The following is a 23,915-nucleotide window of genomic DNA, read 5'->3' on the forward strand; positions in this document are numbered from 1 at the left end:
GGTTCACGCGGGGTTTATGTGAACTTCTTCAAGGGGTGGGGCATTTGAGCCCGCGACATTCGCGCGGAAAGGCTCAGGAAACGCGCGCCGCGCACGCGTACAAGCCGCTGACTCTCAAGCGGCGGGCGTGGATCACGGTCGGTGCGGTCGTCCTCGGCGGGGCCGGGGTGACGGCCTACGCGATGGCCGATCCGGGCGGTGCCGGCACGGAGAGCCCGGCGACGTTCCGGGCCGCGTCCGTGCACTCGCTGGACCTGCAGACGAAGGGCGACCGCAAGGTCGTGCCGCAGAAGTCGACGCAGCAGTTCAGTGCCGTCTCGGTGACGTGGAAGAACCCCGAGGACGAGATCGACGGCACCGCCCAGTTCCGGGCGCGCGACGCCGAGACCGGTGACTGGAGCTCCTGGACGACGCTGCCGAAGGAGACCAACGACGCCGACGGCGACGAGCGCGAGCGGTCCGCGATACGCGGCGGCACCGCGTCGGTGCCGACGAAGACCGACTCGGACGGTGTCGAGGTCCGCGTGGTCGACGCCGACGGCAAGGCGTCCGACCTGCCGTCCGGCATGGACGTCAAGCTGATCGACCCGGGCACCGGCGCCGTGAAGGGCAAGAACGCCCGGTTCGAGCCGGCCGCGTTCACCGCGGAGACGACGGCCCCGGCCGAGACCCCGAGCGCGAGCACGTCCACGGACGCCACCGAGTCCGCGACGCCGACCGCCCCGGCCTCCACCACGGCCCCCGAGAGCTCGGCCCCGGCCTCGTCGCCCGCGGACACCGCCTCGCCTTCGCCGTCCGAGACGGTGCCCGAGGCCCGTCCCTCGACGGTCGTCAAGCCGCACATCATCACGCAGGCGCAGTGGGGCGCGGGCACCAACTACGACGGAACCCCGGCGTACGACACGGAGATCAAGGCCGCCGTCGTCCACCACACGGGCGTCGACTCGGACAACCAGGTCCCCTGCTCGCAGTCGGCCAAGCGGCTCCGCGAGATCCAGCAGGACCACATCTCCAAGGGCTACTACGACATCGGCTACAACTTCGTGGTCGACCGCTGCGGCCAGATCTTCGAGGGCCGCAGCGGCGGCATGGACCTGCCGGTGCACGGCGCCCACGACTACGGGTTCAACACGGACACCGTCGGCATCTCGTACATCGGCAACTTCGAGAAGATGCAGCCCACCAAGGCCGCGCTCGACTCGATCGCCCGGGTCGTCGCCTGGAAGTTCGGCCAGTACGGCATCTCGCCGAACAGCTCCGTCACGCTGACGTCCAACGGTGACCTGGGCGTCGACGGCAACAAGGTCCCGCTGGGCACGACGAAGACCCTGCCCCGCGTCTTCGGCCACAAGGACACGAACAACACGGCGTGCCCCGGCGCGAACCTGTACCCGAAGCTGGGCCGGATCGCGACGCTCGCCGCGACCCCGGGCATCTCGCACGCCCTGCCCTCCCAGAACGTCATCGGCGACGCCACGCCCGACATCGTCACCGGCATCCCGAAGGGCGCGAGCGGCGGCCAGATCGCCATCGTCCCGGGCGGCACGTCCGGCCCGACGGCCACCGGCAAGAAGCTGATCTCGCAGTCCAGCCCCGACATCCCGGGCGCGGGCGAGAGCGGCGACGAGTTCGGCGCGTCCACCGCCACCGGTGACGTCAACGGCGACGGCTACACCGACATCGTCGTCGGCCAGCCCGGCGAGGACGACACGACCGGCCACAAGGACCGCGGCGCCGCCACCATCCTGTACGGCCCGGCGTTCACCACCGGCCTCGGCCTCAACCTGGACGGCAGCTACGACCTGACCGGCGCCCGCTTCGGCTCCGCCGTGGCCGTCGGCGACTTCAACGCGGACGGCACCGCCGACGTGTTCGCCGCGTCCACCGGCGTCGGCGGCACCTGGATGGCCCGCTACGGCGACGGCTGGGACACCGACTCCACCATCACCACCGGCGAGGCCGCCCTGTCCTACGCGGACGCCGCCTCCGGCGACTTCAACCAGGACGGCTACGCGGACGTCGCGCTCAACTACCGCGACGGCACCGGCATCGGCCGGGTCGTCTGGTACAAGGGCGGCGCGAGCGGCCTGCGCAAGGCCGCGACGCTGACCGTGAAGGGCGGCCGCTCCATCGGCGCCGGCGACATGAACGGCGACGGCGTCGACGACATCGTCATCGGCCAGCCCTACACGGCCGAGTCCGGCGCGGCCGCGGGCGGCCAGGTCACCTTCGTCAAGGGCGTGGCCGGCACCGGCCTGACCGCCACGGGCGCCAAGGTCATCAGCCAGGCCACGTCCGGTGTCCCGGGCGCCGCCGAGGCGGGCGACGCCATGGGCGCCTCGGTGGCCGTCGGCGACTACAACCTGGACGGCTACGCGGACGTCCTGACGGGCGCCCCGAACGAGGACATCACCCGTACCTCGAACCGCTCCAACGCCGGTACGTCGCTGCTCCTCAAGGGCTCGTCCACCGGTCTGACCGGCACCGGCTCGATCGCCGTCACGCAGGACACGGCGGGCATCCCCGGCTCCACCGAGTCGAACGACAACCTCGGCTCGTCGGTGGCCCTCGCCGACCTGTCCGGCTACGGCCGCACCGACCTGGTGATCGGCACGGCGGGCGAGGACGCGGGCAACGGCACCCTGATGTACGTGCCGAGCAACTCCAGCGGTCTGGGTCTGACCTCGGCCAAGACGTTCAACAACACCACGGTCGGCAGCCCGGCCGGTGCCCGTCTCGGGACCAACCTGGCCCCGTAGCAGGCGAGTTCAGCAGGCAAGGAGAGGGCCGTGGGGGCCGACCGCCCCCGCGGCCCTCTCGCGTACGGTCCGCGCCCGCCGACCCCGTGTCCGATTTGTGCGATCGCTTGCGCGGGACGGTGCGCATGGGTTACTCCGGACTCCCCGCGGGCCCCGGCCCCGGCCGTCGGAGGGGGCGGCCGGGTCCGGCCCGCGGCCTCACGCGTCGCGGGCGTCGGGTTCGAACGACACGGTGACCAGACGGCCGCCGGGCAGGCCGTGCGCGGTGAGCGCGAGACGGACGACCGGGCAGTCCTCGATCTGGTTCGTCCGGGGCGGGTCGCAGGTGTTCAGGGACGACAGGCTGTCGCCGGGGCAGACCGCGGCCGCCGGCAGCTCCACGGCGAGGTGCAGGTCGTCGCCGCGCGTGAAGCGGTACGTGCCGTCGCGGCCGGGGCGGACCGGTTTCGACGCGGGGCCGGTGACCACCCGCACGGCGAGGTCGCGGGCGCTCGCGGTGCGGCCCCGCCCGTGCGGCCCGTAGATGTCGACGGCGGCCCGCAGCGCGCTCAGCCGCAACGGCTCGGGGCCGGGGGCGAGATGGGCGGAGACGGTGTAGCGCTCCGGTTCGTGGGCGCGCGGGTCAGGCCCGTAGTAGCCGTACGCGCCGATGGTGAGACGGGCCGATCCGGCCGGGGCGGCCGTCGACCGGCCCGGGGCCCCTGTGCCGCAGCCGGGGCCGCCGCCCGGCAGCGCCGCGGCCAACTCCCGCGCCCAGTACGGCTGCCGGATGCCGAGCGGCTCCGCGGGCCGCAGCACCGCGAGGGCCACCAGGGCGGCGACGGCCACGACCACGGCGAGGGCGCGCCCGGACGGACGCCCCACCTCGTGCATCACACGCGGCCTCTGGCCCGCCGCGACACGACCGCGCGCAGCACCCTGCGTCCCTCGGTCGACAGGTCGAGCGCCTGCCGGAGCCCGCCCGCGCCCCCGCCGGTGAGCAGCTCCAGGATCCGGGTCTGGCGGCGCAGTTCGGCGGCGACGAGCGGCGACATGCCGTCCGTGCGGCCCTCGCGGCGCGCGCTCACGCTCGCCGCGGAGCCCGCCCGCTCGGGAACGGTGTCCAGCATCCGGTGCACCTGGAGCGCCGCCACCGAGCAGGCGTCGGCCCAGCTCCGCCAGCCCTCGGCGCCCGCCGTGTCGGGCGTGGCGCCCAGCATCCGCCGCACCAGCTCCGCCGCCTCGCCGTCCGCGCCGGCCCCGTCGAGCGCGCCGCGCGCCACGGCGAGCCGCTCGCGCCAGCCCGCGCCGTCCTCGGCGAGGCTCGCCCACAGCGGGCGCAGCACCTCGTCGTCGGCGGCCGCGTCGCCGCCGAGCAGCGGCAGGCACCGGTCGAGGCAGGCGAGCCCGCTCGCGGCGAGGCTGCGTTCATCGGCCTGCGCGATCAGTTCCACCAGGCTCATGGACGTACGCCTCCCCGACGCGGACCCGGCAATTCCCCTTCACGACTACGGGACTTACAGCGCCGTGCCGGCCCGGAACGTCACAGGGAGGCCACCCCGAGCCGGTCCAGGAAGCGGAAGAACAGCTCCTCCGCCGACGGGTCGGCGTCCGCGCGCAGCACGTCGTGCAGCGGCTGTTGCGGCACGGTCCGGCCGCACTCGGCGGCCCAGGCGACGGCCCGCTCCGCGGCGTCGCGCGGCGGCAGGAAGTAGTCCTCGAGGGACCGCTCGTCCCCGCCGATGTACCGGGCCATCGCGGTGCGCCCCAGACACGTCGTCCACGCCCCGCTCTCCGGCGCCGCCGCCTCGACGACGGCGCAGTCGGAGTCCATGACGTATGCGAACAGAGCGGGTGAACCCGTCTCCGCCGCGAGGGAGTTCATGCTGCCGACGTCCCGGGTCTGCTCCCCCGATCCGCCGGGGCACTCCCACACCTGCCAGCCCTCGGCCCGCTCCTCCAGCAGCGTCAGCTCGTCCCGCACCCCGCCCAGGGCCTCGAGCTCCTTCAGCGGACGCCCACTTCTGGCCACCACGTAATAGCCCCAGTAGCCCATACCCGTGCCCCCGTCCCGGTGTTCTTCGCGGCTCTGGCCGAATAGACCACAGGGTCCGGGGACTTCGCCACCGGAAACGCGAACTAGGGCCGGTACGCCCCCGCCATGACCTTCTGGTTCTGCAGCGCGGTGAGGGACCGGACGAAGAGGATCGCGAACGCGGCGCTGACGATGTCGACGGCGTCCGAGACCACGAGGGCGCCGGTGGCGTCCTTGATGCCGGTGAGGGTCTCCGCCTCCTCGTACCACGTCCCCAGGAGCCAGGAGGTCGCCGTGGCCGCCAGCCACACGAACCACCAGCAGTCGACCCGCCAGCGTCCCCACCGGCCCGCCGGTTCGCTCGCGGCCCAGATGTCCAGCGCGATCCGCCGCGGGAACCACAGATTGGCGATCGGCACCACGAAGCCGAACAGCACCCAGGGCCGCGCCTTGCTGTGCCCGTCGGGCGCGAAGACCTCGCCGTTGTGCCGCACGCGGAACAACCACGCGATGAACACGACGCCGGTGGCGAGGAAGACGTACTGCTGCAGCTTCCCGGCCAGCGCGTACGACTCGTCGAGCCGGGTCAGGTCGGCCGTGCCGCCGTCCTGTCCGGCCAGCAGGTCGGACAGGAGCCGGAACTCCTGGACCCCCACCACGATGGCGAACAGGTCGGTCACGACGACCACGGCGAGCAGCACCGTCACGGCCAGCGCGAACGCGTTCGGCGACAGTGGCAGCGCCCCGGTCATCCGGAACGGCGGCGTGGGCGGCGCGGGCGGCCCCGGCGCGTCGGGCACCACGTCAGGCCCCGGCGCGGGCGTCAGCGATCCGAACGCCTCGTCGGCGCAGCGCGCACACAGCCCGTCCTCGACCAGCGCGTTGTTCCGCCCGCATTTTCTGCACAGCACGGCTGCGCCCCTCCCCAGGGAACACCGCGGATGTTCCGGCCCCCCGGCCGCGCGGCCTGCGGAACATACGGCTCCGCGGGTCGCGCTGTCCACCCCGTATACGCAGGTCAGCCGCTCAGCTTGGCCGCCAGCTCGACGAACTGCGACCAGCTCAGCTCCGGCTTCTGTGCGTCCCACAGCTTCTGGGCGGTCGCCCGCAGCGGCATCCGGATGCCCTGCGCGACCTGGTCCTGGGTCTGCGCGGACGCGATGTCGCACCAGACGGCGAAGGAGCCGCCGAGGATCTGGTCGTCGTACTTCTCCGGGACCGGCGCGGTCCCGCGCAGCACGAGCGGGGTCCAGCTCTCGTAGATCCGCTGCCCGGTCGGGTACACGAAGGTGTTGGGCTGGCCGAGCACGTAGTACAGGTACTCGTCGTTGAAGTTGGTCATCCTGCGGCCGGCGCTCAGATACGTGGCGGGCTCGCGCGCCCCGATCTCCTTGCCGGTCCAGTACGCGACCTCCAGGTCCTTGTGCGCCTCCACGACGCCACCGGTGAAGAACCCGTCGTTCCAGGCCTTCAGGTGCCGGTCGAAGGGCTGCATGGTCCGCACCCGGTCGTTGAGCCAGCCGGTGGCGAGGTCCTTGACCCGGGCGTTCGTCCCGTACCGCTGCCGCGCCGCCGCGGCCAGCTGCGGGTAGGACGCCTCGGGGTCCGTCCTCACCAGCGCCTGGTACTCGTCGGCGCCCAGGTGCCAGTACACGCCCTTGAAGAGCTCCGCGTACTCCTTCAGCAGGTCGTCCACGATCTGCGCGGCAGCGGGCTTGGAGATGTCGACGGCGCCGCGCGTGGGCACCCCGCCCACGTCGCGCAGCTGGAGGTCGGGGTGGGCGCGGATGACGGCGCCGAGGTGTCCCGGCGAGTCGATCTCCGGCACCACGCTCACGTGGCGCTCCGCGGCGAGCGCCAGGATCTCCCGGACCTGCGCCTTCGTCAGGTGCTCGGCCGACACGATCTCCGGATGCGAGTCGGACTCGATGCGGAACGACTGGTCGTCGGAGAAGTGCAGTCCCAGCTGGTTGTACTTGAGGTCCCCGATCTCCCGGATCCGGTCCTTGATCCAGCCGACGGTGAAGTGCTTGCGCGCGACGTCCAGGTTGAAGCCGCGCTGCGGCTTGGCCGGTGCGTCGTCGACGACGCCCTCGGGCGCGGTGCCGCCGCCGTGCACCTCCTGTTTGAGGGTGCGCGTCCCGTAGAACACGCCGGTGTCGCTCGGCCCGACGATCCGCACCCGGCCGTCGGACACGGTCATCCGGTACGACTCGGCGTTCGCGCCGCGCGCCCCGCCGAGCGCCAGCTCGACGTCGCCGGGCCCGGCCTTCTCGTCGTCCCCGTACGTCAGTCCCAGTTCGCCGGCGACGAGCCGCCCCTCGTCGGCCAGTCTCCCGTCCCGCACGACGACCTTCCCGCCGTCCGGCTTCCACCCCGGTCCGCGCGCCGGGGCGAAGTCGCGCACCGCGGGGATCGTGCGCGGGGGCGAGGAGAGGGGGTACGAGCGGGTGGGCGAGGGCGTGGGCGAGGCGGAGGCGCTGGTCCGCCCGGCCACCGGCGTCCCACCACCGCCGTCGTCCGCAGGATCGGGCCACACCACGGCGGTCACGACGACGGCCCCGACGGCCACGACGGCGGCCCCGCCCAACAGGGCCTTCCGCTCACGCTCCACGAACCCTCACTCCCTCAGAGGCGGGGCTGTGTCATCAGCGACTCCGAACCCGCACCCGCCAACGATCATCACCCCTACGGGGGCGGGGCGCCCCCGCAGCCCCCGCAACGTCCACCTCGACTCCCCAAACTCTCCCGTCCGAGTGAAATTCGCGCATCCGTCGGACACCCGCAATCAGCCATCGCTAGCGTTGCGACACACACACGATCCACACATCCAGCCCACGTTCCCGCCGGAGGCACCCGCTGGCCGCGCACCGCCCCCCTCACGTACCCGGCCGCCTGCCCATACCGGCCCAGGCCACACCACACGGGGGACTCACCCACTTCAACGCGCTGCCGCAGGACGCCGCCGAGCAGGCCCTGCTCAGCTGCTGCGGCAGCCGCGCCTGGGCCCACCGGCTCGCCGCGCACCGCCCGTACCCGGACCTGGACGCGCTGCTCGCCGCGGCCGACGAGGCGGCGTACGACCTCTCGCCCGCCGACATCAGCGAGGCCCTGGCCTGCGAGGACCTGCCGGTCCCGCCGGACGCCGCCGCCTATGCGGCCGCGTTCACGGCGCTCGCCGCGGCGCACTCCGCGTACGAGGACCGCTTCGGACACGCCTTCGTGATCTGCCTGGACGACATCGCCCCCGGCGAGGCCCTCGACCACCTGCTCGCCGGGCTGCGCGACCGCCTCGGCAACGACCGGGAGGAGGAGCGGGTGCTCGCCGCGGAGGAGCTGCGGCGGCTCGCCCGGGGCCGCATCACGCGACATGTCCGTCATCTCCCGCCCGCCCGGAGCGAGAACACCGGCGAGACCCGGCGAGAAAGCATCGGCAATAGCCCGTACGTGCCTGTTTGATTGCCTGTTTGATCACACCAGAGGCCCCCGGGCGAGCGAGCCGACAACTCGTCGATACGATGACGAGCGGCCGGTGGACCGTACCCGGCCGGGCCCGACCGACAGTGAAGCCGGCGCGGCCCTCAGTCCCCGCTCCCGGAGGGTTCTTCCGTGCCGGCTGGAACGCTGTACCGCGGCCGGGAAGGCATGTGGTCGTGGGTGGCTCATCGAGTCACCGGTGTCCTCATTTTCTTCTTCCTGTTCGTACACGTCCTGGACACCGCTCTCGTCCGCGTCTCCCCCGAGGCGTACGACGATGTTGTCTCCACCTACAAGACGCCGATCGTCGCGCTGCTGGAGTACGGCCTCGTCGCCGCCATCCTGTTCCACGCGCTCAACGGCCTGCGTGTGATCGCCGTCGACTTCTGGTCGAAGGGCCCGCGCTACCAGAAGCAGATGCTCTGGACCGTCGTGGGCATCTGGGTCGTCCTGATGGTCGGGGCCCTGTACCCCGTCCTCGGCCACGCCGTCCGTGAACTCTTCGGGAGCTGAGGCCAGACATGTCTGACACCACCCTCACCAAGTCGGACGGCACGTCCGGCGTCGGCCCCGTCGAGGGCGCCCCCGTCTACGACGTCGACAACCCGGCTCCGTACATCGAGGCCCCCCGCAAGCGCACCTCGAAGACCCCGCGCTCGACGCGCGGCAACTTCGAGATGGCCGCCTGGCTGTTCATGCGCCTGTCGGGTGTCGTCCTCGTCGTTCTGGTCATCGGCCACCTGCTCATCCAGCTCGTCCTCGACGGCGGCGTCTCCAAGGTCGGCTTCGCGTTCGTCGCGGGCCGCTGGGCGTCCCCGTTCTGGCAGGGCTGGGACCTGCTCATGCTGTGGCTCGCGATGCTGCACGGCGCCAACGGCCTGCGTACCGTGATCAACGACTACGCCGAGCGCCCCCAGACCCGTATGTGGCTGAAGGGCCTGCTGTACGCCGCGACGGTCTTCACCGTCCTGCTGGGCACGCTGGTGATCTTCACCTTCGACCCGAACATCCGTTAAAGCCGAGGCGAGCGAACCCGTGAAGATTCACAAGTACGACACCGTCATCGTCGGCGCCGGTGGCGCGGGCATGCGCGCGGCCATCGAGTCGACCAAGCGCAGCCGCACCGCCGTGCTGACCAAGCTCTACCCCACCCGCTCCCACACGGGCGCCGCGCAGGGCGGCATGGCCGCCGCGCTGGCCAACGTGGAGGAGGACAACTGGGAGTGGCACACCTTCGACACGATCAAGGGCGGCGACTACCTGGTCGACCAGGACGCCGCCGAGATCCTGGCGAAGGAGGCCATCGACTCGGTCCTCGACCTGGAGAAGATGGGCCTGCCGTTCAACCGCACCCCGGACGGCACCATCGACCAGCGCCGCTTCGGCGGTCACTCCCGTAACCACGGCGAGGCGCCGGTCCGCCGGTCCTGCTACGCCGCGGACCGCACGGGCCACATGATCCTCCAGACGCTGTACCAGAACTGCGTGAAGGAGGGCGTGGAGTTCTTCAACGAGTTCTACGTCCTGGACCAGCTCCTCGTCGAGGAGGACGGCGTCAAGAAGTCCGCCGGTGTGGTCGCCTACGAGCTGGCCACCGGCGAGATCCACGTCTTCCAGGCGAAGTCGGTCATCTACGCCTCCGGCGGCACCGGCAAGTTCTTCAAGGTGACGTCGAACGCGCACACGCTGACCGGTGACGGCCAGGCCGCCTGCTACCGCCGGGGTCTGCCGCTGGAGGACATGGAGTTCTTCCAGTTCCACCCGACCGGCATCTGGCGCATGGGCATCCTGCTGACGGAGGGCGCCCGCGGTGAGGGCGGCATCCTCCGCAACAAGGACGGCGAGCGCTTCATGGAGAAGTACGCGCCGGTCATGAAGGACCTCGCGTCCCGTGACGTCGTGTCCCGCTCCATCTACACGGAGATCCGTGAGGGCCGCGGCTGCGGTCCCGAGGGCGACCACGTCTACCTCGACCTCACGCACCTGCCGCCGGAGCAGCTGGACGCCAAGCTCCCGGACATCACCGAGTTCGCGCGCACCTACCTCGGCATCGAGCCCTACACGGACCCGATCCCGATCCAGCCGACCGCGCACTACGCCATGGGCGGCATCCCGACGAACGTCGAGGGTGAGGTCCTCGCGGACAACACCACCGTCGTCCCCGGCCTGTACGCCGCCGGTGAGGTCGCCTGCGTCTCGGTGCACGGCGCCAACCGCCTCGGCACCAACTCGCTGCTGGACATCAACGTCTTCGGACGTCGTGCCGGCATCGCCGCCGCCGAGTACTCCCACACGGCCGCCTTCGTCGAGCTCCCGGAGAACCCGGCGTCGCTGGTCGAGGAGACCGTCGAGCGCCTGCGCAACTCCACCGGCACCGAGCGCGTGGCCGTCCTGCGCAACGAGCTGCAGGAGTGCATGGACGCCAACGTGATGGTGTTCCGCACGGAGCAGACGATCAAGACGGCCGTCGAGAAGATCGCCGAGCTGCGCGAGCGCTACAAGAACGTGGCGATCCAGGACAAGGGCAAGCGGTTCAACACCGACCTCCTGGAGGCCATCGAGCTGGGCAACCTGCTCGACCTGGCCGAGGTCATGGCGACGTCCGCGCTGGCCCGCAAGGAGTCCCGCGGCGGTCACTACCGCGAGGACTTCCCGAACCGCGACGACGTCAACTTCATGCGCCACACCATGGCGTACCGCGAGGTCGGCGACGACGGCAACGAGTCCATCCGTCTCGACTACAAGCCGGTCGTCCAGACCCGCTACCAGCCGATGGAGCGTAAGTACTGATGGCTACTCCGACCATGGACAAGCTGGAGGCCCTGGAGAACGACTCCACGTCCTCGCACCTCATCACGGTCACCTTCCGGATCCGCCGGTTCAACCCGGAGATCTCGGCGGACGCCGTGTGGGAGGACTTCCAGCTGGAGATCGACCCGAAGGAGCGCGTGCTCGACGGTCTCCACAAGATCAAGTGGGAGCTCGACGGCTCGCTGACGTTCCGTCGCTCCTGCGCGCACGGCATCTGCGGGTCCGACGCGATGCGCATCAACGGCAAGAACCGCCTTGCCTGCAAGACGCTCATCAAGCGACATCAACCCGAGAAGCCGATCACGGTCGAGGCCATCAAGGGCCTCACCGTGCTGAAGGACCTCGTGGTCGACATGGACCCGTTCTTCCAGGCGTACCGCGACGTCATGCCGTTCCTCGTCACCAAGGGCAACGAGCCGACGCGTGAGCGTCTGCAGTCCGCCGAGGACCGTGAGCGCTTCGACGACACCACCAAGCGCATCCTGTGCGCCGCGTGCACGTCGTCCTGCCTCGGTGTTCTGGAACGACGGCCAGTACTTCGGTCCTGCCGCGATCGTGAACGCCCACCGCTTCATCTTCGACTCGCGCGACGAGGCCGGGGAGCAGCGCCTGGAGATCCTCAACGACCAGTGACGGTGTGTGGCGCTGCCGCACCACCTTCAACTGCACGGACGCCTGCCCGCGTGCGCATCGAGGTCACCAAGGCGATCCAGGAAGCGAGCGCGCGCTGATCACGCGCCGCTACTGACCTTCCGTGTCACACCTGCTGGTCCGTGGACCCCTGCTCCCTTCCGGAGCGGGGTCCACGCCGTTCTCAGCGGCGTATCTGGCTGAGGATCGTGGGGTCCGTGATCCTCGTGTCGTCGGCCAGCATCATCGCCTTGCTGAGCACCACCGCCAGGGTCCGGTCGCCCTCGAAGGGGAGGTAGCCGGCCTGCGGGCGGCGCCCGCGCCGGACTTGGGGACGATGCACAGGTACTGGTCGGTCGGCGTCATCAGGATGTTCCCCGAACCCAGGTGGATCTTGTACGTGTGCAGCTCTCCCTTGACGTGCAGGAAGCGGCCCTCGATCGTGCACCACCGGTCGGCGACGGCGAGGCGCGGCACCAGCCGTTCGAGCAGCACGCGGCGGGTCTCCGCGCTCTGGTTCAGCTCACCGAAGCCGTACGACGCCCAGTACTCGCGGGACCGGCCGCCGGGGCCGCCGTCCTGCCACGTCGGGTCGTTGCCCACACTGGCCACGCCCACGAACAGGTCCACGTCGCGCAGGACTCTCGGACAGGACGAGCGGCGGGACGTCGGTGAGCGGCAGCGGCTCGACGGGGTCCGCGCCGTCGCTGCAGCCACATGCGGTACTCGCCGCCGTAGCAGTGCGCCGAGTTCTCCGGGGCGCCGATCGGGTAGAAGCGGACCTGGTCGGTGCGCAGCCGCAGATAGCTGCCGGACTCGGTGGTGTCCGTGCCGTACCCTCCCCGTCCCCCTCGATCCAGTACTCGGCGCGCAGCCCCCACTGCGGCAGCTCGCGGGTGGCGGGCGGCGCCTCGTCGTCGACGCACAGCCGCAGCTTGCTGCGCCAGCCGCGGACCGCGGCGAGGGAGTGGAACTGGTGCTGGCGGACGATGTGCGCCGCGAACCGGTTCGAGTACGTGCCCGTCGTGCGCTCGGCGTCGGTGAGCAGGTACACCTCGCGGTGGGCCTGCTTGAACGGCTGGGTGATCGCGTGCCGCTCCAGCCAGTCGCGCCAGGCGACGATCTCGGCGGGAGCTCGCGGTCGACGGGGTGCCAGAGGGTGACCTCGGTGCCGTCCGCCACCGGGTCGTCCGTGAGGGTCCGCAGGGCGCCGTCCGCGTATCCGGCGGGCGTGCCGTCGACCGTCCACAGCAGGCGGCGGGCGAGGGTGCCGACCAGCGGGTGGTCCAGGTAGCGCTCGCGCCAGGTGGCGTACGGCCAGCTGCGCCGGGCGAGGAACTGCCGGTCGAGGCGCTCGGCCTGGGCGCTGAGCATCTTGTCGATGTCCTTGGCGGCGGCCTTCAGTTCCTTGAGCTCGTCGGGGTGGTCGCGCTTGACGGCGGCCGGGACGGACTTGACCGCCTGTGCCGCTCGCGCCGCGCCACGCGAGCGTGGGCCTCGGCGCCGCGGACCTCCAGCAGGGCGGCGCTGTCGCCGAGTTCGACCTCGAGGCGTCCGACCTCGGTCAGCCGTAGGCGGGCACGGCCAGCTCCTCGATCTCCTCACGGGTGAGGCCGAGGCCGCGGCGCGGGCTTCGAGGGCGGTGTCGAGGAGCTTGAGCGCGCCCTTGTACGTGACGCGGGTGCCGAGCCGGGCCAGCTCGGCGAGGGCGGCTTCGCCGTCGATGCGCGCCAGCGCGTTGACCCCGCGTTGGCCACGCTTGGGGTTGACCGGCCGAGCCCTCGAGACCTTCTTGAGCGCGGTCTCGACGAGGGCGCCGAGGGCACGGGCGAGTGTCCGCGTGGGCGGGCAGCAGCGCGAGGATCCAGGTGAGGCCGCGCAGGGCGTCCGTGTTGTACGCGTCGAACGTCGCGTTCGGGTCGGCGCCCCAGCCGCGGTGCAGCAGCGGGCGGGTGCGGGGCCGGCCCACGAGCCGCAGCCAGTGCGTCAGCCGCTCCCGGACCGCTTCGGTGTCGAGCGGCTCGATCAGCGCTGCGCGCGGCCGCGTCCCACTTGGCGGAGGGCGGGCGGCCGAGGCGGTCCTGGCGTGGGCGAGCAGCTCACGCCACTCCGTGCCGCGTTCGGCGACGTCGGCGAGGGCGGCGTCGGCCCAGGCCTCGCCGGGGTTCAGCACGGGGTCGGTCAGTCGTCTCACGAGTGCTCCGAGTCCCTCGGGGACCCGCCACCGGGTCAGGCAGGTGCGCGCGGACGACCGCGACGAACTCCCCGGGGCGGGCAGCTCGTGCCCGTCGGCCAGTTCGAGCTCGGCGAGCCGGAGCAGCTGGCGGTCGTCGTAGTGGACGTCCTGCTCGGCGGCGAGCCGGATCAGGGCGGGGCGCAGGTCCTGCGGACCGCCCGGCTCCCCGGTGCGCACCTCGCCGATGGCGCCCAGCAGCGCCACGATCGAGCGGCGCCCGGCCGCGCCCCCGTCCAGTTCGACGTACCGCCCGGCGAGCGCGTGCACCAGCCGCGCCCGGTACTCGTCCGCGCCGCGCAGCGCGTCCACGACCTTGCGGCCCAGGTGACCCCAGTGGTCGTCGGCCATCGCGCCCAGCGCGAGGAGTTCGGGCACGAGGGCCCTCGGTCTCGCCCGCCCCGATCAGGTCGAGGATCACGTCGACCAGGAGCGCGTACTCCGCGGGTGACTCGATCATCAGCCACCCACCAGCGCGACGAGCTTCAGAAAGGTCACCTCGACGCCGAGCGGCAGCTCGATCTCCTCGTCCGGCTCCGTCACCTGGCGGTCGCCGACCAGCACCAGGAACCCGTTCCCCTCGAACGCCGCCAGGGCGCGGGCCGCCTGTGCCTCGGGGTCGATCCGGCGCGGCGTGCGCAGCGCGTACCCGTTCAGCACGCGCTCCGCGTCCTCGGGCTGGACGAGGCCCTGGAACACCTGGGGAGCGGACCGCGCGTTGAACTCCGCGACCTCCTGGAAGACCCTGCGCCGGATCAGCTCCCGCACCGTGAGCCGCTCCTCGGCTATCTCCAGGCCGAAGGCGGGCCCTGCCCCCTGATGTCGTCTCGTCGACGAACGTCACCATTCCCATGCCGAGGACAGTAGGGCCGGGCACTGACAATCAGCCGGCGGCGCCCGCCGTGACGCGCCCCGCTCGAAGAACGTCTCCAGGGACACGGTGGCCTGCGTCCCGCTGACCCCTCGATCGCGTACAAGCGCCGCAGCACGTCCTGGAGTTGCCCGGTGGTGGCGGTGCGGACCTTGACCAGGACCGAGGCGCTGCCCGCGATGACATGGGCCTCCACGAGTTCGGGGATCGCCGCGAACGCGTCCGCCGACTCGCCCATCCACGCCGACGACTCGACCATCACGAAGGCGAGGACGCCCTGGCCGAGCTGCGGCCGGGTCCACGTCGACGGTCGTGCACCGGATCACGCCCCGCTCGCGCAGCTTCCGCACGCGCTCGTGCGCGGCGCCCGCCGAGAGGCCCGCCTCCTGCCGAGGGCGGCGTAGGAGGTGGTCGCGTCCTGCTGGAGCGCCGCGATGAGCCTGCGGTCGATGTCGTCCACGATCTGCATGGCGCAACCGTATCCCGTTCTGCCATAGTCGTCATCGACGGGATGAGATTCAGCACCGCACCCGTAGAGGATGATCGTGTCCATAGATACCGTCCCCGTGATCGTACGAGATCTGGACGAGCGCTTCCGCACCGGACGCTGCATGAACGGCGACGACCGGATGCAGGTCCTGCACACCGGCGGCCGCTGGGTCGAGGGGCCCGTCTACCTGCCCGCCTGGCGGCAGTTGATCTGGAGCGACATCCCGAACGACCGGCTGCTGCGCTGGGACGAGACCAGCGGCGCGGTGAGCGTCTTCCGCTCGCCGGGCGCACCAACGGCAACACCCTGGACCGCGAGGGCCGGCTGATCAGCCGCGAGCAGGGCGGCCGGCGCGTGACCAGGACCGAGCACGACGGACGGATCACCGTGCTCGCCGACCGCTGGGAGGGCAAGCGCACTGAACAGCCCGAACGACGCGGTGGTGCGCTCGGACGGCTCGGTGTGGTTCTCCGACCCGGACTTCGGGATCACCAGCGACTACGAGGGGTTCCGCGCGGAGTCCGAGATCGGCGCGAACAACGTCTCACCGGATCGACCCCGACAGCGGCGAGGTGCGGCTCGTCGCCGACGGCTTCGGGGCGCCGAACGGGCTGGTGTTCTCGCCCGACGAGAGCAGGCTGTACGTCTCCGACACCCGGTCGGGCGTGATCCGCGAATTCGACGTGCGCGAGGACGGCACGCTCTCCGACGGCAAGGTCTTCGCCGAGATGCGGGACGGTACGGGCGGTTCGACAACATCCGCTTCGACGACGGCGGACGCCTGTGGGCCGCCGCCATGGACGGCGGCGTGCACTGCTACGACCCGGACGGCACCCTGCTCGGCCGGCTGCTGACGCCGGAGCCGGTCGCCAACGTCGCGTTCGGCGGGGCCAAGAACAACATCATGTTCCTGGCCGCGTCGACCTCCGTGTACTGCCTGATGACCGCGGTGACCGGGGCGCCACGGATTCGCCGATGAACAGATGAGCGGGAATGTGCCCGATTCATGGCTAATCTGACGTTATGTCACCTCAGCTGGCTCCGGGCATCCTCGGCTTCGACAACGTCCTGCTCCCCGTCGGGGACCTGCCCGAGGCCGTCGCCTTCTACGAGCGCGCCGGGTTCCCCGTGAGTTCCGCCTCGACGAGGCCGGGATCGCGCTGCTCGGCGTGGGCAAGGAGACGCCGGGGCTGCTGCTGCGCGCCGAGGACGACTACGGGCACCGCCCGCCGCCGTGGCCCGCGGCCCGGCTGTGGCTGGAGGTGCCGGACGCCCGCGCCGCCGCCGACGCCCTGACGGCGGCGGGCGTCGAGCCCCTCGACCCGCCCTTCTCCACCTCCACCGGGTACATGTCGTCGAGTTCGCCGACCCGTGGGGCAACGTCATCGGGTTCACCGACTACCTCAAGCGCCCGGAGCTGGCGCGGAGTTGAGGGTTCCGCTTCCCCTCCGAACCACCCCGGAACCACCCTCCGAACCACCCCTCTGAGACGCCCGTCACGTACGACAACTCTCGCTTGAACGTGTTCAAAAACAGGTCTACATTCATGCCTGTCAGCGTTTTTGAACGCGTTCAGGGAGGGTGGGGCATGGACCTCACAGTTGTCGCTTACGTCGTCTACCTCGTCGTCAGCATCGGTCTGACCATCTGGGTGGCGCGCACCCTCAGCCGTAACGGCAGGATCTTCCTGGCCGACGTCCTGCACGGGAACGAGAAGCTCGCCGACGCCGTGAACCACCTCCTGGTGGTGGGCTTCTACCTGGTGAACCTCGGGTTCGTGGCGCTCTACCTGAGCGGCGACGAGGACATCGCCACCACCCGCGAGGTCTTCGAGGCCCTCTCGACCAAGCTCGGCGTCGTCCTCCTCGTGCTCGGCGTGATGCACCTGGGCAACGTCTACGTCCTCAACAAGATCCGGCGGCGCGGCGTCATGGAGCGCGAGCAGCAGCCGCCGGTCCCGCCGCAGGGGTGGGCCGCTCCGGTGGCCGGGGCGTGACAGCGGTGGGAGCCCCGCGCGCGGCCGAGGACCGGGACGCCCGGGGGACGTCCCGGTCCGCCGGCTGACGGTGCTGTACGACGCCGAGTGCCCGCTCTGCACGTACCTGCGGAACTGGCTGGTGAAGCAGCGCCAGTTGGTGCCGCTGGACCTGGTGCCCGCGGGACACTCCGGGCCCGGGCGCTGTTCCCCGGCCTCGACCACGCCGCCACCCTCAGCGACATCACCGTCATCGGGGACGGCGGGCAGATCTACCGCGGCGCCGCCGCCTGGATCGTCTGCATGTGGGCCCTGCGCGACCACCGAGGCCACGGCCCACCGGATGGTCACACGCCCGCCGGGATGAAGATCGCCAAGCAGGTGGTGCTGGGCGCCGCCAGGTACCGGGAGCACACCCGGGACCGGCAGGCCGGGGCGGCGCCTACCGCAGGGCGGACGGCTGGACGTACGACCCGAAGGACTGGCTGGTTCTACGAGGCGTACGGCTACGGGGACGAGCCGCCCGCCTGTGACAGCTCCTGCCGCCCGGGCGATTAGGCTCGGGGACCGTGGCGGCAGAGAAAGCCGAGAGCAAGGGCGCGAAGAGCGAGCAGACGCGCGCGCTGATCCTGGAGACCGCGATGCGGCTCTTCCGGGAGCGGGGCTACGACAAGACCACGATGCGGGCCATCGCCCAGGAGGCCGGGGTCTCGGTCGGCAACGCGTACTACTACTTCGCGGGCAAGGAACACCTCATCCAGGGGTTCTACTGACCGGATCGCCGCGGAGCACCAGGCGGCGGTCCGGCCCGTGCTCGACACGGAGCACCGATCTGGAGAAGCGGCTCGCGGGCGTGCTGCGGGTGTGGCTGGAGATCGCCGAGCCGTACCACGAGTTCGCGGCCCAGTTCTTCAAGAACGCGGCGGACCCGGAGTCCCCGCTCAGCTTCTCACCGGAGTCGGAGCACGCGCGGGAGGCCGCGATCGACGTGCACCGGGAGGTGCTGCGCGGCTCCAGGCGAAGGTGCCGGCCGAACTCGCCGGGATACTGCCCGAGTTGATGTGGCTGTCCCAGATGGGCCTCGTCCTGTACTGGGTGCTCGACAGCTCGCAGGACCGTGAGCGCAGCCGGCGGCTCGCCGAGCGGGGGCCCGGCTGACCACCCGGGGCGTGGCCCTCGCCCGGTTCCGTGCTGCGGCCGCTCGTCCTGGAGGTGCACGAGCCGTTCACCGACTCTCCTGCCGGGATGACCTCGCTGGGCCCTGACGGCCGGCGCCGGGACCCTCTTACCCGGTCCTCAGCGAGGGCCGGTACGGTCACGGGATGCCCGGTACCACTCGCACTCCGCCCCGCTCAGCCGTCGTGCCGCCCTCGGTCTGGGCCTCGGCGCGAGCGCCGCTCTCGCCCTGCCCGCGCAGCGGGCCTCCGCCGCGAGCGCGGTCGGCGGGGAGCGGCTCGCCGCCTCCGGGGTGCAGGTGCGGCGCGGCGCGGGGGCGCCGAAGCTGCCGGCTCGCCGCGAAGGCGTGGCTGATCGCCGACGACGACAGCGGCGAGGTGCTCGCCTCGTACGACGCCCACCGTGCGCTGCCGCCCGCCTCCACGCTCAAGATGCTCTTCGCCGACACGGTCCTGCCGGAGTTCGCGCACGACCTGAGGCACAAGGTGACCGCCGAGGACCTGGCGGGCATCCCGGCGGGCTCCAGCCTCGTCGGCATCCAGGCCGGGACCACGTACACCGTCCACCAGTTGTGGCAGGGCGTCTTCCTGCGCTCGGGGAACGACGCGGTGCACGTGCTCGCCTCGATGTACGGCGGCGTCGACAAGACCGTCGCGGCGATGCTGGGCCCGCGCCGAGGACCTTCAGGCGGGCGACACGCACGTCGTCAGCCCGGACGGCTTCGACCACCCGCAGGTCTCGTCCGCGTACGACCTCACGCGCTGCTCGCCCGCGCCGGACTGCGCAGCAAGGACTTCCGCGGTACTGCGCCACGAAGGTCGCCGACTTCCTGCGGGCGGCGGCAAGACGTTCCAGATCCAGAACACCGACCGTCTGCTGACCGCAGGGCGTCACCCCGTACGAGGGCTGATCGGCGTCAAGAACGGCTACACTCGCACGCGGGCAACACCTTCACCGGCGCCGCGACCCGCGACGGCCGCACCCGCTCGTCACCGTGATGCACCCCAAGGCGGGCTACGAGGCGGTGTACGAGGAGACGGCCGCGCTGCTCGACTGGGGGTTCGCGGCCGGTGACACGGTGCGGGCCGTCGGCGAACTGGTCACGCCGCTGAGCGAACAGCCGAAGAAGGCGGCCGCCGCGTCCCGGCGGCGGGCGCCCCGGCCGCCGCCGTGAAGTCCGGCGGCGGCGAGGGCTGGGCGCTCGGCGGATCCGCCGCGGTCGCGGCCCTCGCGGGCGCGGACTGCTGGCCCTGCGCCGCCGGGCGCGACCGACCGGCAGGCGACGCGCGTAGGTTCCGCCGCCGGTCCTACGGCGTCGCGTCCACTTCGTCCGGCAGTTCCACGTCGTACACCAGCTGCTCGCCCACCGTGATGTGCCGGGCCAGTGGCGCCAGTTGACGGTCCGTCACCACCAGGACGTACGCCCCGGGCTCCGGCACGGACACGATGTACGACCCGTCGGCGAGCGAGCTGACCCGGTCCAGCTGGCGGCCGCCGCGCGAGATGAGGGTGACCGTGGCGCCGGCCAGCGGGTCCCCGTCCGGTGCGCGCAGGAACCCGTGCACCACGGTCGGCCCGCCCGGCCGCTCCACCGCGGGCGGCGCGGCCTGCGCGGGCACGGCGGCCTCCCGCGGCTCCACCGCCAGATGCGGCAGCCGGCGCTCCAGCCAGGTGGGCAGCCACCAGTTGGCGCGGCCGAGCAGAGTGCATCGCGGCCGGCACCAGCGCCGTCCGCAGGATGAACGCGTCCAGCGCGACCGCCGCCGCGAGCCCGATCCCCGCCATCGCGCCCTCCATGTCGCCGCTCAGCACGAACGCGGAGAACACGCACACCATGATCAGTGCCGCGCAGTTGATGACCCGGCTGGTCTCGGCGAGACCGACCCGCACCGCCCGCGCGTTGTCCTTCGTGTGCACCCACTCTCGTGCATCCGGCTCACCAGGAACACCTGGTAGTCCATGGAGAGGCCGAACAGCAGCGACAGCATGATCACCGGCAGGAACGCGGTGATCGCCCTTCCTTGCCGAGGCCGAGGGCCTCCGCTCCCCAGCCCCACTGGAAGACCGCGACGAGGACGCCGACGGAGGCCGCCGCCGCGATCAGGTTCATCAGCGCCGCCGTCAGCGGCACCACCAGCGAGCGGAACGCGATCAGCAGGAGCAGGAAACCGAGCGCGATGATCGTGCCGACGAAGTACGGCAGCCGGTCCCCGGTCACCGCCGCGAAGTCCTTGAACACCGCGGTCACCCCGCCGACGTGCGCCTCGACCCCGGCCCGCGGGATCACGTCGTCGCGCAGCCGGTCGATGAGTTCGTCGGTCTCGACGGACTGCGGCGAGGTGGTGGGCACGACCTGGACGACGGAGACCCCAGTTCGCGGGCTGGCAGCGGCGCGACCTGCGCGACGCTCCTCGGTCGTACGGATGCGCGCCGCGAGGTCCGTGGCGTCGGCGCCGCCGGGGACGACGACCTGGAGCGGGCCGCTGAAACCGGGCCCGAAGCCCTCCGCGAGGAGGTCGTAGGCCGCCGCGTGGTCGTCGACTCCCTTGTGGTTGCCCTGGTCCGTGGCGCCGAGGCGCAGCGAGAGCACCGGGATCGCGAGGACCAGCATGACGACGACGGCCGCCGCGCCGACGGTCCGCGGCCGCTTCTGGACGAACGCCGACCAGCGCGCCGCGAGACCGCTCGCCTCCGGCGACTCGGGGCCGTCCGCGGCCAGCCTGCGGCGCTGGCGGCGGCTGAGGACGCGCGGCCCGAGCATCCCGAGGAGGGCGGGCAGCAGCGTGATCGCGGCGAGGACGGAGAGCACGACCGTCAGGGACGTGGCGACGACGACGCCGTCGAGGAAGCGCATGTTCATCACGAGCATCCCGGCGAGCGCGATGCAGACGGTGCCGCCCGCGAACAGCACGGCGCGCCCGGAGGTGTTGAGCGACTGGACCGCCGACTCCTCCGGGTCCAGGCCCCGCTGGATGCCGCGCCGGTGCCGGGTCACGATGAACAGCGCGTAGTCGATGCCGACGCCGAGCCCGATCAACGAGCCGAGCAGCGGGGCGACTTCGGGCACGTTCGTGACGTGGCTGAGCAGCGCCGTCGACATGAGCCCCGTACCGACGCCCATGATCGCGACGACGATGGGCAGCACCATCGCGAACAGCGAGCCGAACGCCAGGAACAGCACCACCGCGGCGGCCACGATGCCGACGGCCTCCGACAGACCCTGCGGCGGCTCCTGGACGCGGGTGATCGCCTGCCCGCCCAACTCGACCTGGAGGCCGCCGCGTTCGACCGCCTGCGCGCGGTCGACGACGTCCTGGACGAGCTCCTTGGGCACCTCGTTGGCCTGCTCGGTGAAGGTCACCTGAGCGAAGGCGATGGTGCCGTCCCGGCTGATCTGGCCCGGCGCCTTCCCGTACGGCCCGGTGACCTCGCCGACGCCCTTCAGCGCGGCGATGTCCTTCAGCGCGGGCTCGATCCTGGACCGTACGGCCGCGTCCCGCACGGAGCCCTCGCCGGTCTTCCATACGATGGTGTCGGTGTCGCCCGCGCTCTCCGGGAAGGCCTTCGCCATCAGGTCGTACGCGGTCTTGGAATCGGTGTCGGGCAGGGAGAACACGTTCGAGTAGTCGGTGCCCGCCACGGTGCCGCCGGGCCCCGAGGCCGAACAGCGCCCCCAGCCACAGCAGCAGGACCACGATGCGGTGCCGAAAGCACCACCGTGCCAATGCCGTCACGTCGCTCGCTCCTTGTCGATCGTCGGGTGGCCGTCCCCCGGGCGTGGGCCTCAGCATCCGACGGCGGGGCCGCGGAACGCCGCGCCCCGCCCATGACTCTCAAGGAACTCCAAAACGGACAGGGTCGGCCGGATCGGCGACGAGGCCGATACTTGGCTCATGACGGTCAACGGCACGGACCCTGAACAGGAAACCCCGAACAGGCGCCCGCGACGGTGCTGCTCGCTCGAGGACGAGCCGAGCATCGCCGACGTCTCGCGATCGCGCTGCGCTACCACCGCTTCGAGGTCGCGACGGCGGGCACCGTGCGCCAGGCCCTCGCCCTCACCGAGCGGACCAGGCCGGACGTGGCCCTGCTCGACATCATGCTGCCGGACGGCGACGGCCGGGCCCTCGGCCGGGAACTGCGGGCCCGGCAGCCCGACCTGGCGCTGGTGTTCCTCACCGCCCGCGACGCGCCCGCCGAGGTCGTCGGCGCACTCGGCTTCAGCGACGACTACATCACCAAACCGTTCAACATCGACGAGGTGATAGCCCGGATCCGCGCCGTGCTGCGCCGCACCCGCGCCACCGACGTCCCGGCCGCAGCGGCCCCCGCTGACCTACGGCGACCTGGAACTGGACGAGGCGACGTACACCGCCCACCGGGCCGGCCGCACCGTGCAGCTGACCCCGACCGAGTACGCGCTGCTCCGCTTCCTCGTGCGCAACGGCGGTCGGGTCGTCCCCAAAGAACAACTCCTGCGCCACGGGCGGCAGTTCGAGCACGCGGCCACCGCCGAGTCGACGGTCGTCGAGCACGTACATCAGCTATCTGCGGCGCAAACTCGACGCGCTCGGCCCGCCGTTGATCACGACCCGGCGCGGCGTCGGCTACGAGCCTCGCGGCGGCGACGTGAAACGGCGGCGGCACGGCTCCCGCACTCGCTGCGCGCCAAGCTCACCCTCACGAACGTGGCGCTGGTCGCGCTCGGCATCGCCGCCGCGACCGCGGTCAGCCTGATCTCCATGCGGCACTACCTGCTCGACAGCATCGACCAGGAACTGAAGTCGTCCCGCACCTCGATCCAGCACACCGGCATCACCCTCAAACAGGTCCAGGCGCTCAGCGAACTGGGCATCGCTCCTCGACAAGATGCAGCCGTCCGACGAGGGCGGGCAGGTGGGCGGGCTGCCCGGCGCCAAGTCGCTGTTCGTCGCCGTCGACGCCGACGGCGATCCCGTCGCCGTCGGCACCCTGCGGCCGACGCAGCGCAACGCGCCCTGGCCGACGCCGTCGACGACCCGCGGGCCCTCGCCCGCGACACCTCCGTGCGCGATCTGACCTCGACGACGATCCATTCCGCGTCGTCGGCGCCCATCTCGCCGACGACACCACCGTCCTCATCGCGACCTCCACGGCCGATCTGCAGTCCGGCATCCGCAAGGTGCTGCGGCTCGATCTCGCCTTCGGCATCGCCCTGCTGACGCTGCTGGCCGTGCTCACCATGATCGGCGCGCACCGGAGACTGCGCCCCTGGAGGACATGGTGGAGACCGCGTCCAGCGATCGCCGAGGGCGATCTGACCCGGCGGGTGCCCTCGCGCCGCGACCCCGTCCAGGAGACGGAGCAGCTCCGGCTCGCCCTCAACTCGATGCTGCACCAGGTCGAATCGGCCTTCGAGACGCGCGAGCGCACCGCGTCCCAGCTGCGCCGGTTCGTCGCCGACGCCTCGCACGAACTGCGCACCCCGCTGTCGGCGATC

20 protein-coding genes and 10 pseudogenes are annotated in these 23,915 nt (G+C 71.7%); 18 read left to right on the forward strand and 12 right to left on the reverse strand.

Features of this window, described 5'->3' with window-relative positions; translation table 11 throughout:
- The first annotated feature begins 44 nt into the window (after positions 1-44).
- Positions 45-2,759: an N-acetylmuramoyl-L-alanine amidase gene (locus tag RBJ77_RS17250; RefSeq protein ID WP_372345858.1), complete on the forward strand. Its 2,715-nt coding sequence runs from the start codon at positions 45-47 to the stop codon at positions 2,757-2,759.
- A gap of 198 nt (positions 2,760-2,957) precedes the next feature.
- On the opposite strand, the gene RBJ77_RS17255 is transcribed toward RBJ77_RS17250, so the two are convergent.
- From RBJ77_RS17255 to RBJ77_RS17275, 5 genes are all read right to left on the reverse strand, one after another.
- On the reverse strand, positions 2,958-3,623 hold the full coding sequence (locus RBJ77_RS17255) for a hypothetical protein (protein ID WP_372345859.1): 666 nt from the start codon (positions 3,621-3,623) through the stop codon (positions 2,958-2,960).
- 8 nt (positions 3,624-3,631) lie between these two features.
- Positions 3,632-4,201: a hypothetical protein gene (locus tag RBJ77_RS17260; protein ID WP_372345860.1), complete on the reverse strand. Its 570-nt coding sequence runs from the start codon at positions 4,199-4,201 to the stop codon at positions 3,632-3,634.
- 80 nt (positions 4,202-4,281) lie between these two features.
- Positions 4,282-4,794, reverse strand: a complete 513-nt coding sequence (locus tag RBJ77_RS17265; RefSeq protein ID WP_372345861.1) for a hypothetical protein — start codon at positions 4,792-4,794, stop codon at positions 4,282-4,284.
- A gap of 83 nt (positions 4,795-4,877) precedes the next feature.
- On the reverse strand, positions 4,878-5,684 hold the full coding sequence (locus RBJ77_RS17270; RefSeq protein ID WP_372345862.1) for a DUF4328 domain-containing protein: 807 nt from the start codon (positions 5,682-5,684) through the stop codon (positions 4,878-4,880).
- Positions 5,685-5,791: 107 nt separating this feature from the next.
- Complete coding sequence (locus RBJ77_RS17275; protein WP_372345863.1) at positions 5,792-7,387, reverse strand: glycoside hydrolase family 20 protein; 1,596 nt, start codon at positions 7,385-7,387, stop codon at positions 5,792-5,794.
- Positions 7,388-7,749: 362 nt separating this feature from the next.
- On the opposite strand from RBJ77_RS17275, the gene RBJ77_RS17280 reads away from it, so the two are divergent.
- The 5 genes and pseudogenes from RBJ77_RS17280 to RBJ77_RS17300 all read left to right on the forward strand — a co-directional run bounded on the left by RBJ77_RS17280 (position 7,750) and on the right by RBJ77_RS17300 (position 11,809).
- Positions 7,750-8,232 (forward strand): 2-oxo-4-hydroxy-4-carboxy-5-ureidoimidazoline decarboxylase, encoded by a 483-nt coding sequence (locus tag RBJ77_RS17280; protein ID WP_372345907.1) that lies wholly within the window; start codon positions 7,750-7,752, stop codon positions 8,230-8,232.
- 150 nt (positions 8,233-8,382) lie between these two features.
- Positions 8,383-8,763, forward strand: a complete 381-nt coding sequence (gene sdhC, locus RBJ77_RS17285) for a succinate dehydrogenase, cytochrome b556 subunit (RefSeq protein ID WP_111663982.1) — start codon at positions 8,383-8,385, stop codon at positions 8,761-8,763.
- A gap of 8 nt (positions 8,764-8,771) precedes the next feature.
- Positions 8,772-9,266 (forward strand): succinate dehydrogenase hydrophobic membrane anchor subunit, encoded by a 495-nt coding sequence (locus RBJ77_RS17290; RefSeq protein ID WP_255974641.1) that lies wholly within the window; start codon positions 8,772-8,774, stop codon positions 9,264-9,266.
- 19 nt (positions 9,267-9,285) lie between these two features.
- Positions 9,286-11,040, forward strand: coding sequence for a succinate dehydrogenase flavoprotein subunit (gene sdhA, locus RBJ77_RS17295; RefSeq protein WP_372345864.1), 1,755 nt, complete (start codon positions 9,286-9,288; stop codon positions 11,038-11,040).
- A pseudogene (locus RBJ77_RS17300) lies at positions 11,040-11,809 on the forward strand (succinate dehydrogenase iron-sulfur subunit). Before sdhA ends, RBJ77_RS17300 begins: the two are co-directional and overlap by 1 nt.
- Positions 11,810-11,934: 125 nt before the next feature.
- Here the strand turns inward: RBJ77_RS17300 and RBJ77_RS17305 are convergent.
- From RBJ77_RS17305 to RBJ77_RS17330, 6 genes and pseudogenes are all read right to left on the reverse strand, one after another.
- Positions 11,935-12,321, reverse strand: a complete 387-nt coding sequence (locus tag RBJ77_RS17305) for a hypothetical protein (RefSeq protein ID WP_372345912.1) — start codon at positions 12,319-12,321, stop codon at positions 11,935-11,937.
- Complete coding sequence (locus RBJ77_RS17310; protein WP_372345865.1) at positions 12,215-12,940, reverse strand: DUF4132 domain-containing protein; 726 nt, start codon at positions 12,938-12,940, stop codon at positions 12,215-12,217. The genes RBJ77_RS17305 and RBJ77_RS17310 overlap by 107 nt, the downstream gene beginning before the upstream one ends.
- Positions 12,889-13,296 (reverse strand): annotated as a pseudogene (locus RBJ77_RS17315) (DUF4132 domain-containing protein); the annotation flags it as partial. The pseudogene RBJ77_RS17315 and the gene RBJ77_RS17310, both read right to left, overlap by 52 nt.
- Entirely contained in the window at positions 13,256-14,302 is a 1,047-nt protein-coding gene (locus RBJ77_RS17320; RefSeq protein ID WP_372345866.1) for a hypothetical protein, read from the reverse strand. The gene RBJ77_RS17320 and the pseudogene RBJ77_RS17315, both read right to left, overlap by 41 nt.
- Before the next feature lie 81 nt (positions 14,303-14,383).
- Positions 14,384-14,777, reverse strand: a pseudogene (locus RBJ77_RS17325) (hypothetical protein).
- Positions 14,765-15,255: pseudogene (locus tag RBJ77_RS17330) on the reverse strand (Lrp/AsnC family transcriptional regulator). Before RBJ77_RS17330 ends, RBJ77_RS17325 begins: the two co-directional pseudogenes overlap by 13 nt.
- 106 nt (positions 15,256-15,361) lie before the next feature.
- On the opposite strand from RBJ77_RS17330, the gene RBJ77_RS17335 reads away from it, so the two are divergent.
- The 9 genes and pseudogenes from RBJ77_RS17335 to RBJ77_RS17375 all read left to right on the forward strand — a co-directional run bounded on the left by RBJ77_RS17335 (position 15,362) and on the right by RBJ77_RS17375 (position 19,610).
- The gene (locus tag RBJ77_RS17335; RefSeq protein ID WP_372345867.1) at positions 15,362-15,613 is read left to right on the forward strand and encodes an SMP-30/gluconolactonase/LRE family protein; all 252 of its coding nucleotides are present in this window, start codon (positions 15,362-15,364) and stop codon (positions 15,611-15,613) included.
- Positions 15,614-15,857: 244 nt separating this feature from the next.
- Positions 15,858-16,139 carry an SMP-30/gluconolactonase/LRE family protein gene (locus RBJ77_RS17340; RefSeq protein WP_372345868.1) on the forward strand — a complete coding sequence of 94 codons (282 nt, stop codon included), beginning with the start codon at positions 15,858-15,860 and terminating at the stop codon, positions 16,137-16,139.
- Positions 16,082-16,264, forward strand: a complete 183-nt coding sequence (locus RBJ77_RS17345) for a hypothetical protein (protein ID WP_372345869.1) — start codon at positions 16,082-16,084, stop codon at positions 16,262-16,264. Before RBJ77_RS17340 ends, RBJ77_RS17345 begins: the two co-directional genes overlap by 58 nt.
- A gap of 44 nt (positions 16,265-16,308) precedes the next feature.
- Positions 16,309-16,717 (forward strand): annotated as a pseudogene (locus RBJ77_RS17350) (VOC family protein).
- 156 nt (positions 16,718-16,873) lie between these two features.
- Positions 16,874-17,281: a hypothetical protein gene (locus RBJ77_RS17355; RefSeq protein ID WP_255974653.1), complete on the forward strand. Its 408-nt coding sequence runs from the start codon at positions 16,874-16,876 to the stop codon at positions 17,279-17,281.
- 64 nt (positions 17,282-17,345) lie between these two features.
- Positions 17,346-17,818 (forward strand): annotated as a pseudogene (locus RBJ77_RS17360) (thiol-disulfide oxidoreductase DCC family protein).
- Positions 17,819-17,901: 83 nt separating this feature from the next.
- A pseudogene (locus tag RBJ77_RS17365) lies at positions 17,902-18,535 on the forward strand (TetR family transcriptional regulator); the annotation flags it as partial.
- A 47-nt stretch (positions 18,536-18,582) separates the two neighbouring features.
- The gene (locus tag RBJ77_RS17370; protein ID WP_372345870.1) at positions 18,583-19,434 is read left to right on the forward strand and encodes a hypothetical protein; all 852 of its coding nucleotides are present in this window, start codon (positions 18,583-18,585) and stop codon (positions 19,432-19,434) included.
- Positions 19,431-19,610, forward strand: a complete 180-nt coding sequence (locus RBJ77_RS17375) for a hypothetical protein (RefSeq protein ID WP_372345871.1) — start codon at positions 19,431-19,433, stop codon at positions 19,608-19,610. Before RBJ77_RS17370 ends, RBJ77_RS17375 begins: the two co-directional genes overlap by 4 nt.
- A gap of 133 nt (positions 19,611-19,743) precedes the next feature.
- Here RBJ77_RS17375 and RBJ77_RS17380 read toward each other — a convergent pair.
- Positions 19,744-22,161, reverse strand: a pseudogene (locus RBJ77_RS17380) (MMPL family transporter).
- A 227-nt stretch (positions 22,162-22,388) separates the two neighbouring features.
- Between RBJ77_RS17380 and RBJ77_RS17385 the strand changes: the two are divergent.
- From RBJ77_RS17385 to RBJ77_RS17395, 3 genes and pseudogenes are all read left to right on the forward strand, one after another.
- Positions 22,389-23,047: pseudogene (locus RBJ77_RS17385) on the forward strand (response regulator transcription factor); the annotation flags it as partial.
- A gap of 258 nt (positions 23,048-23,305) precedes the next feature.
- Positions 23,306-23,494: a hypothetical protein gene (locus RBJ77_RS17390; protein WP_372345872.1), complete on the forward strand. Its 189-nt coding sequence runs from the start codon at positions 23,306-23,308 to the stop codon at positions 23,492-23,494.
- Between the two features lie 310 nt (positions 23,495-23,804).
- Positions 23,805-23,891 (forward strand): annotated as a pseudogene (locus tag RBJ77_RS17395) (hypothetical protein); the annotation flags it as partial.
- Positions 23,892-23,915: the final 24 nt, after the last annotated feature.

The sequence above is a fragment of the Streptomyces sp. KL116D genome (assembly GCF_030766975.1).
GTDB classification, from domain to species: Bacteria; Actinomycetota; Actinomycetes; order Streptomycetales; family Streptomycetaceae; genus Streptomyces; species Streptomyces longispororuber_A.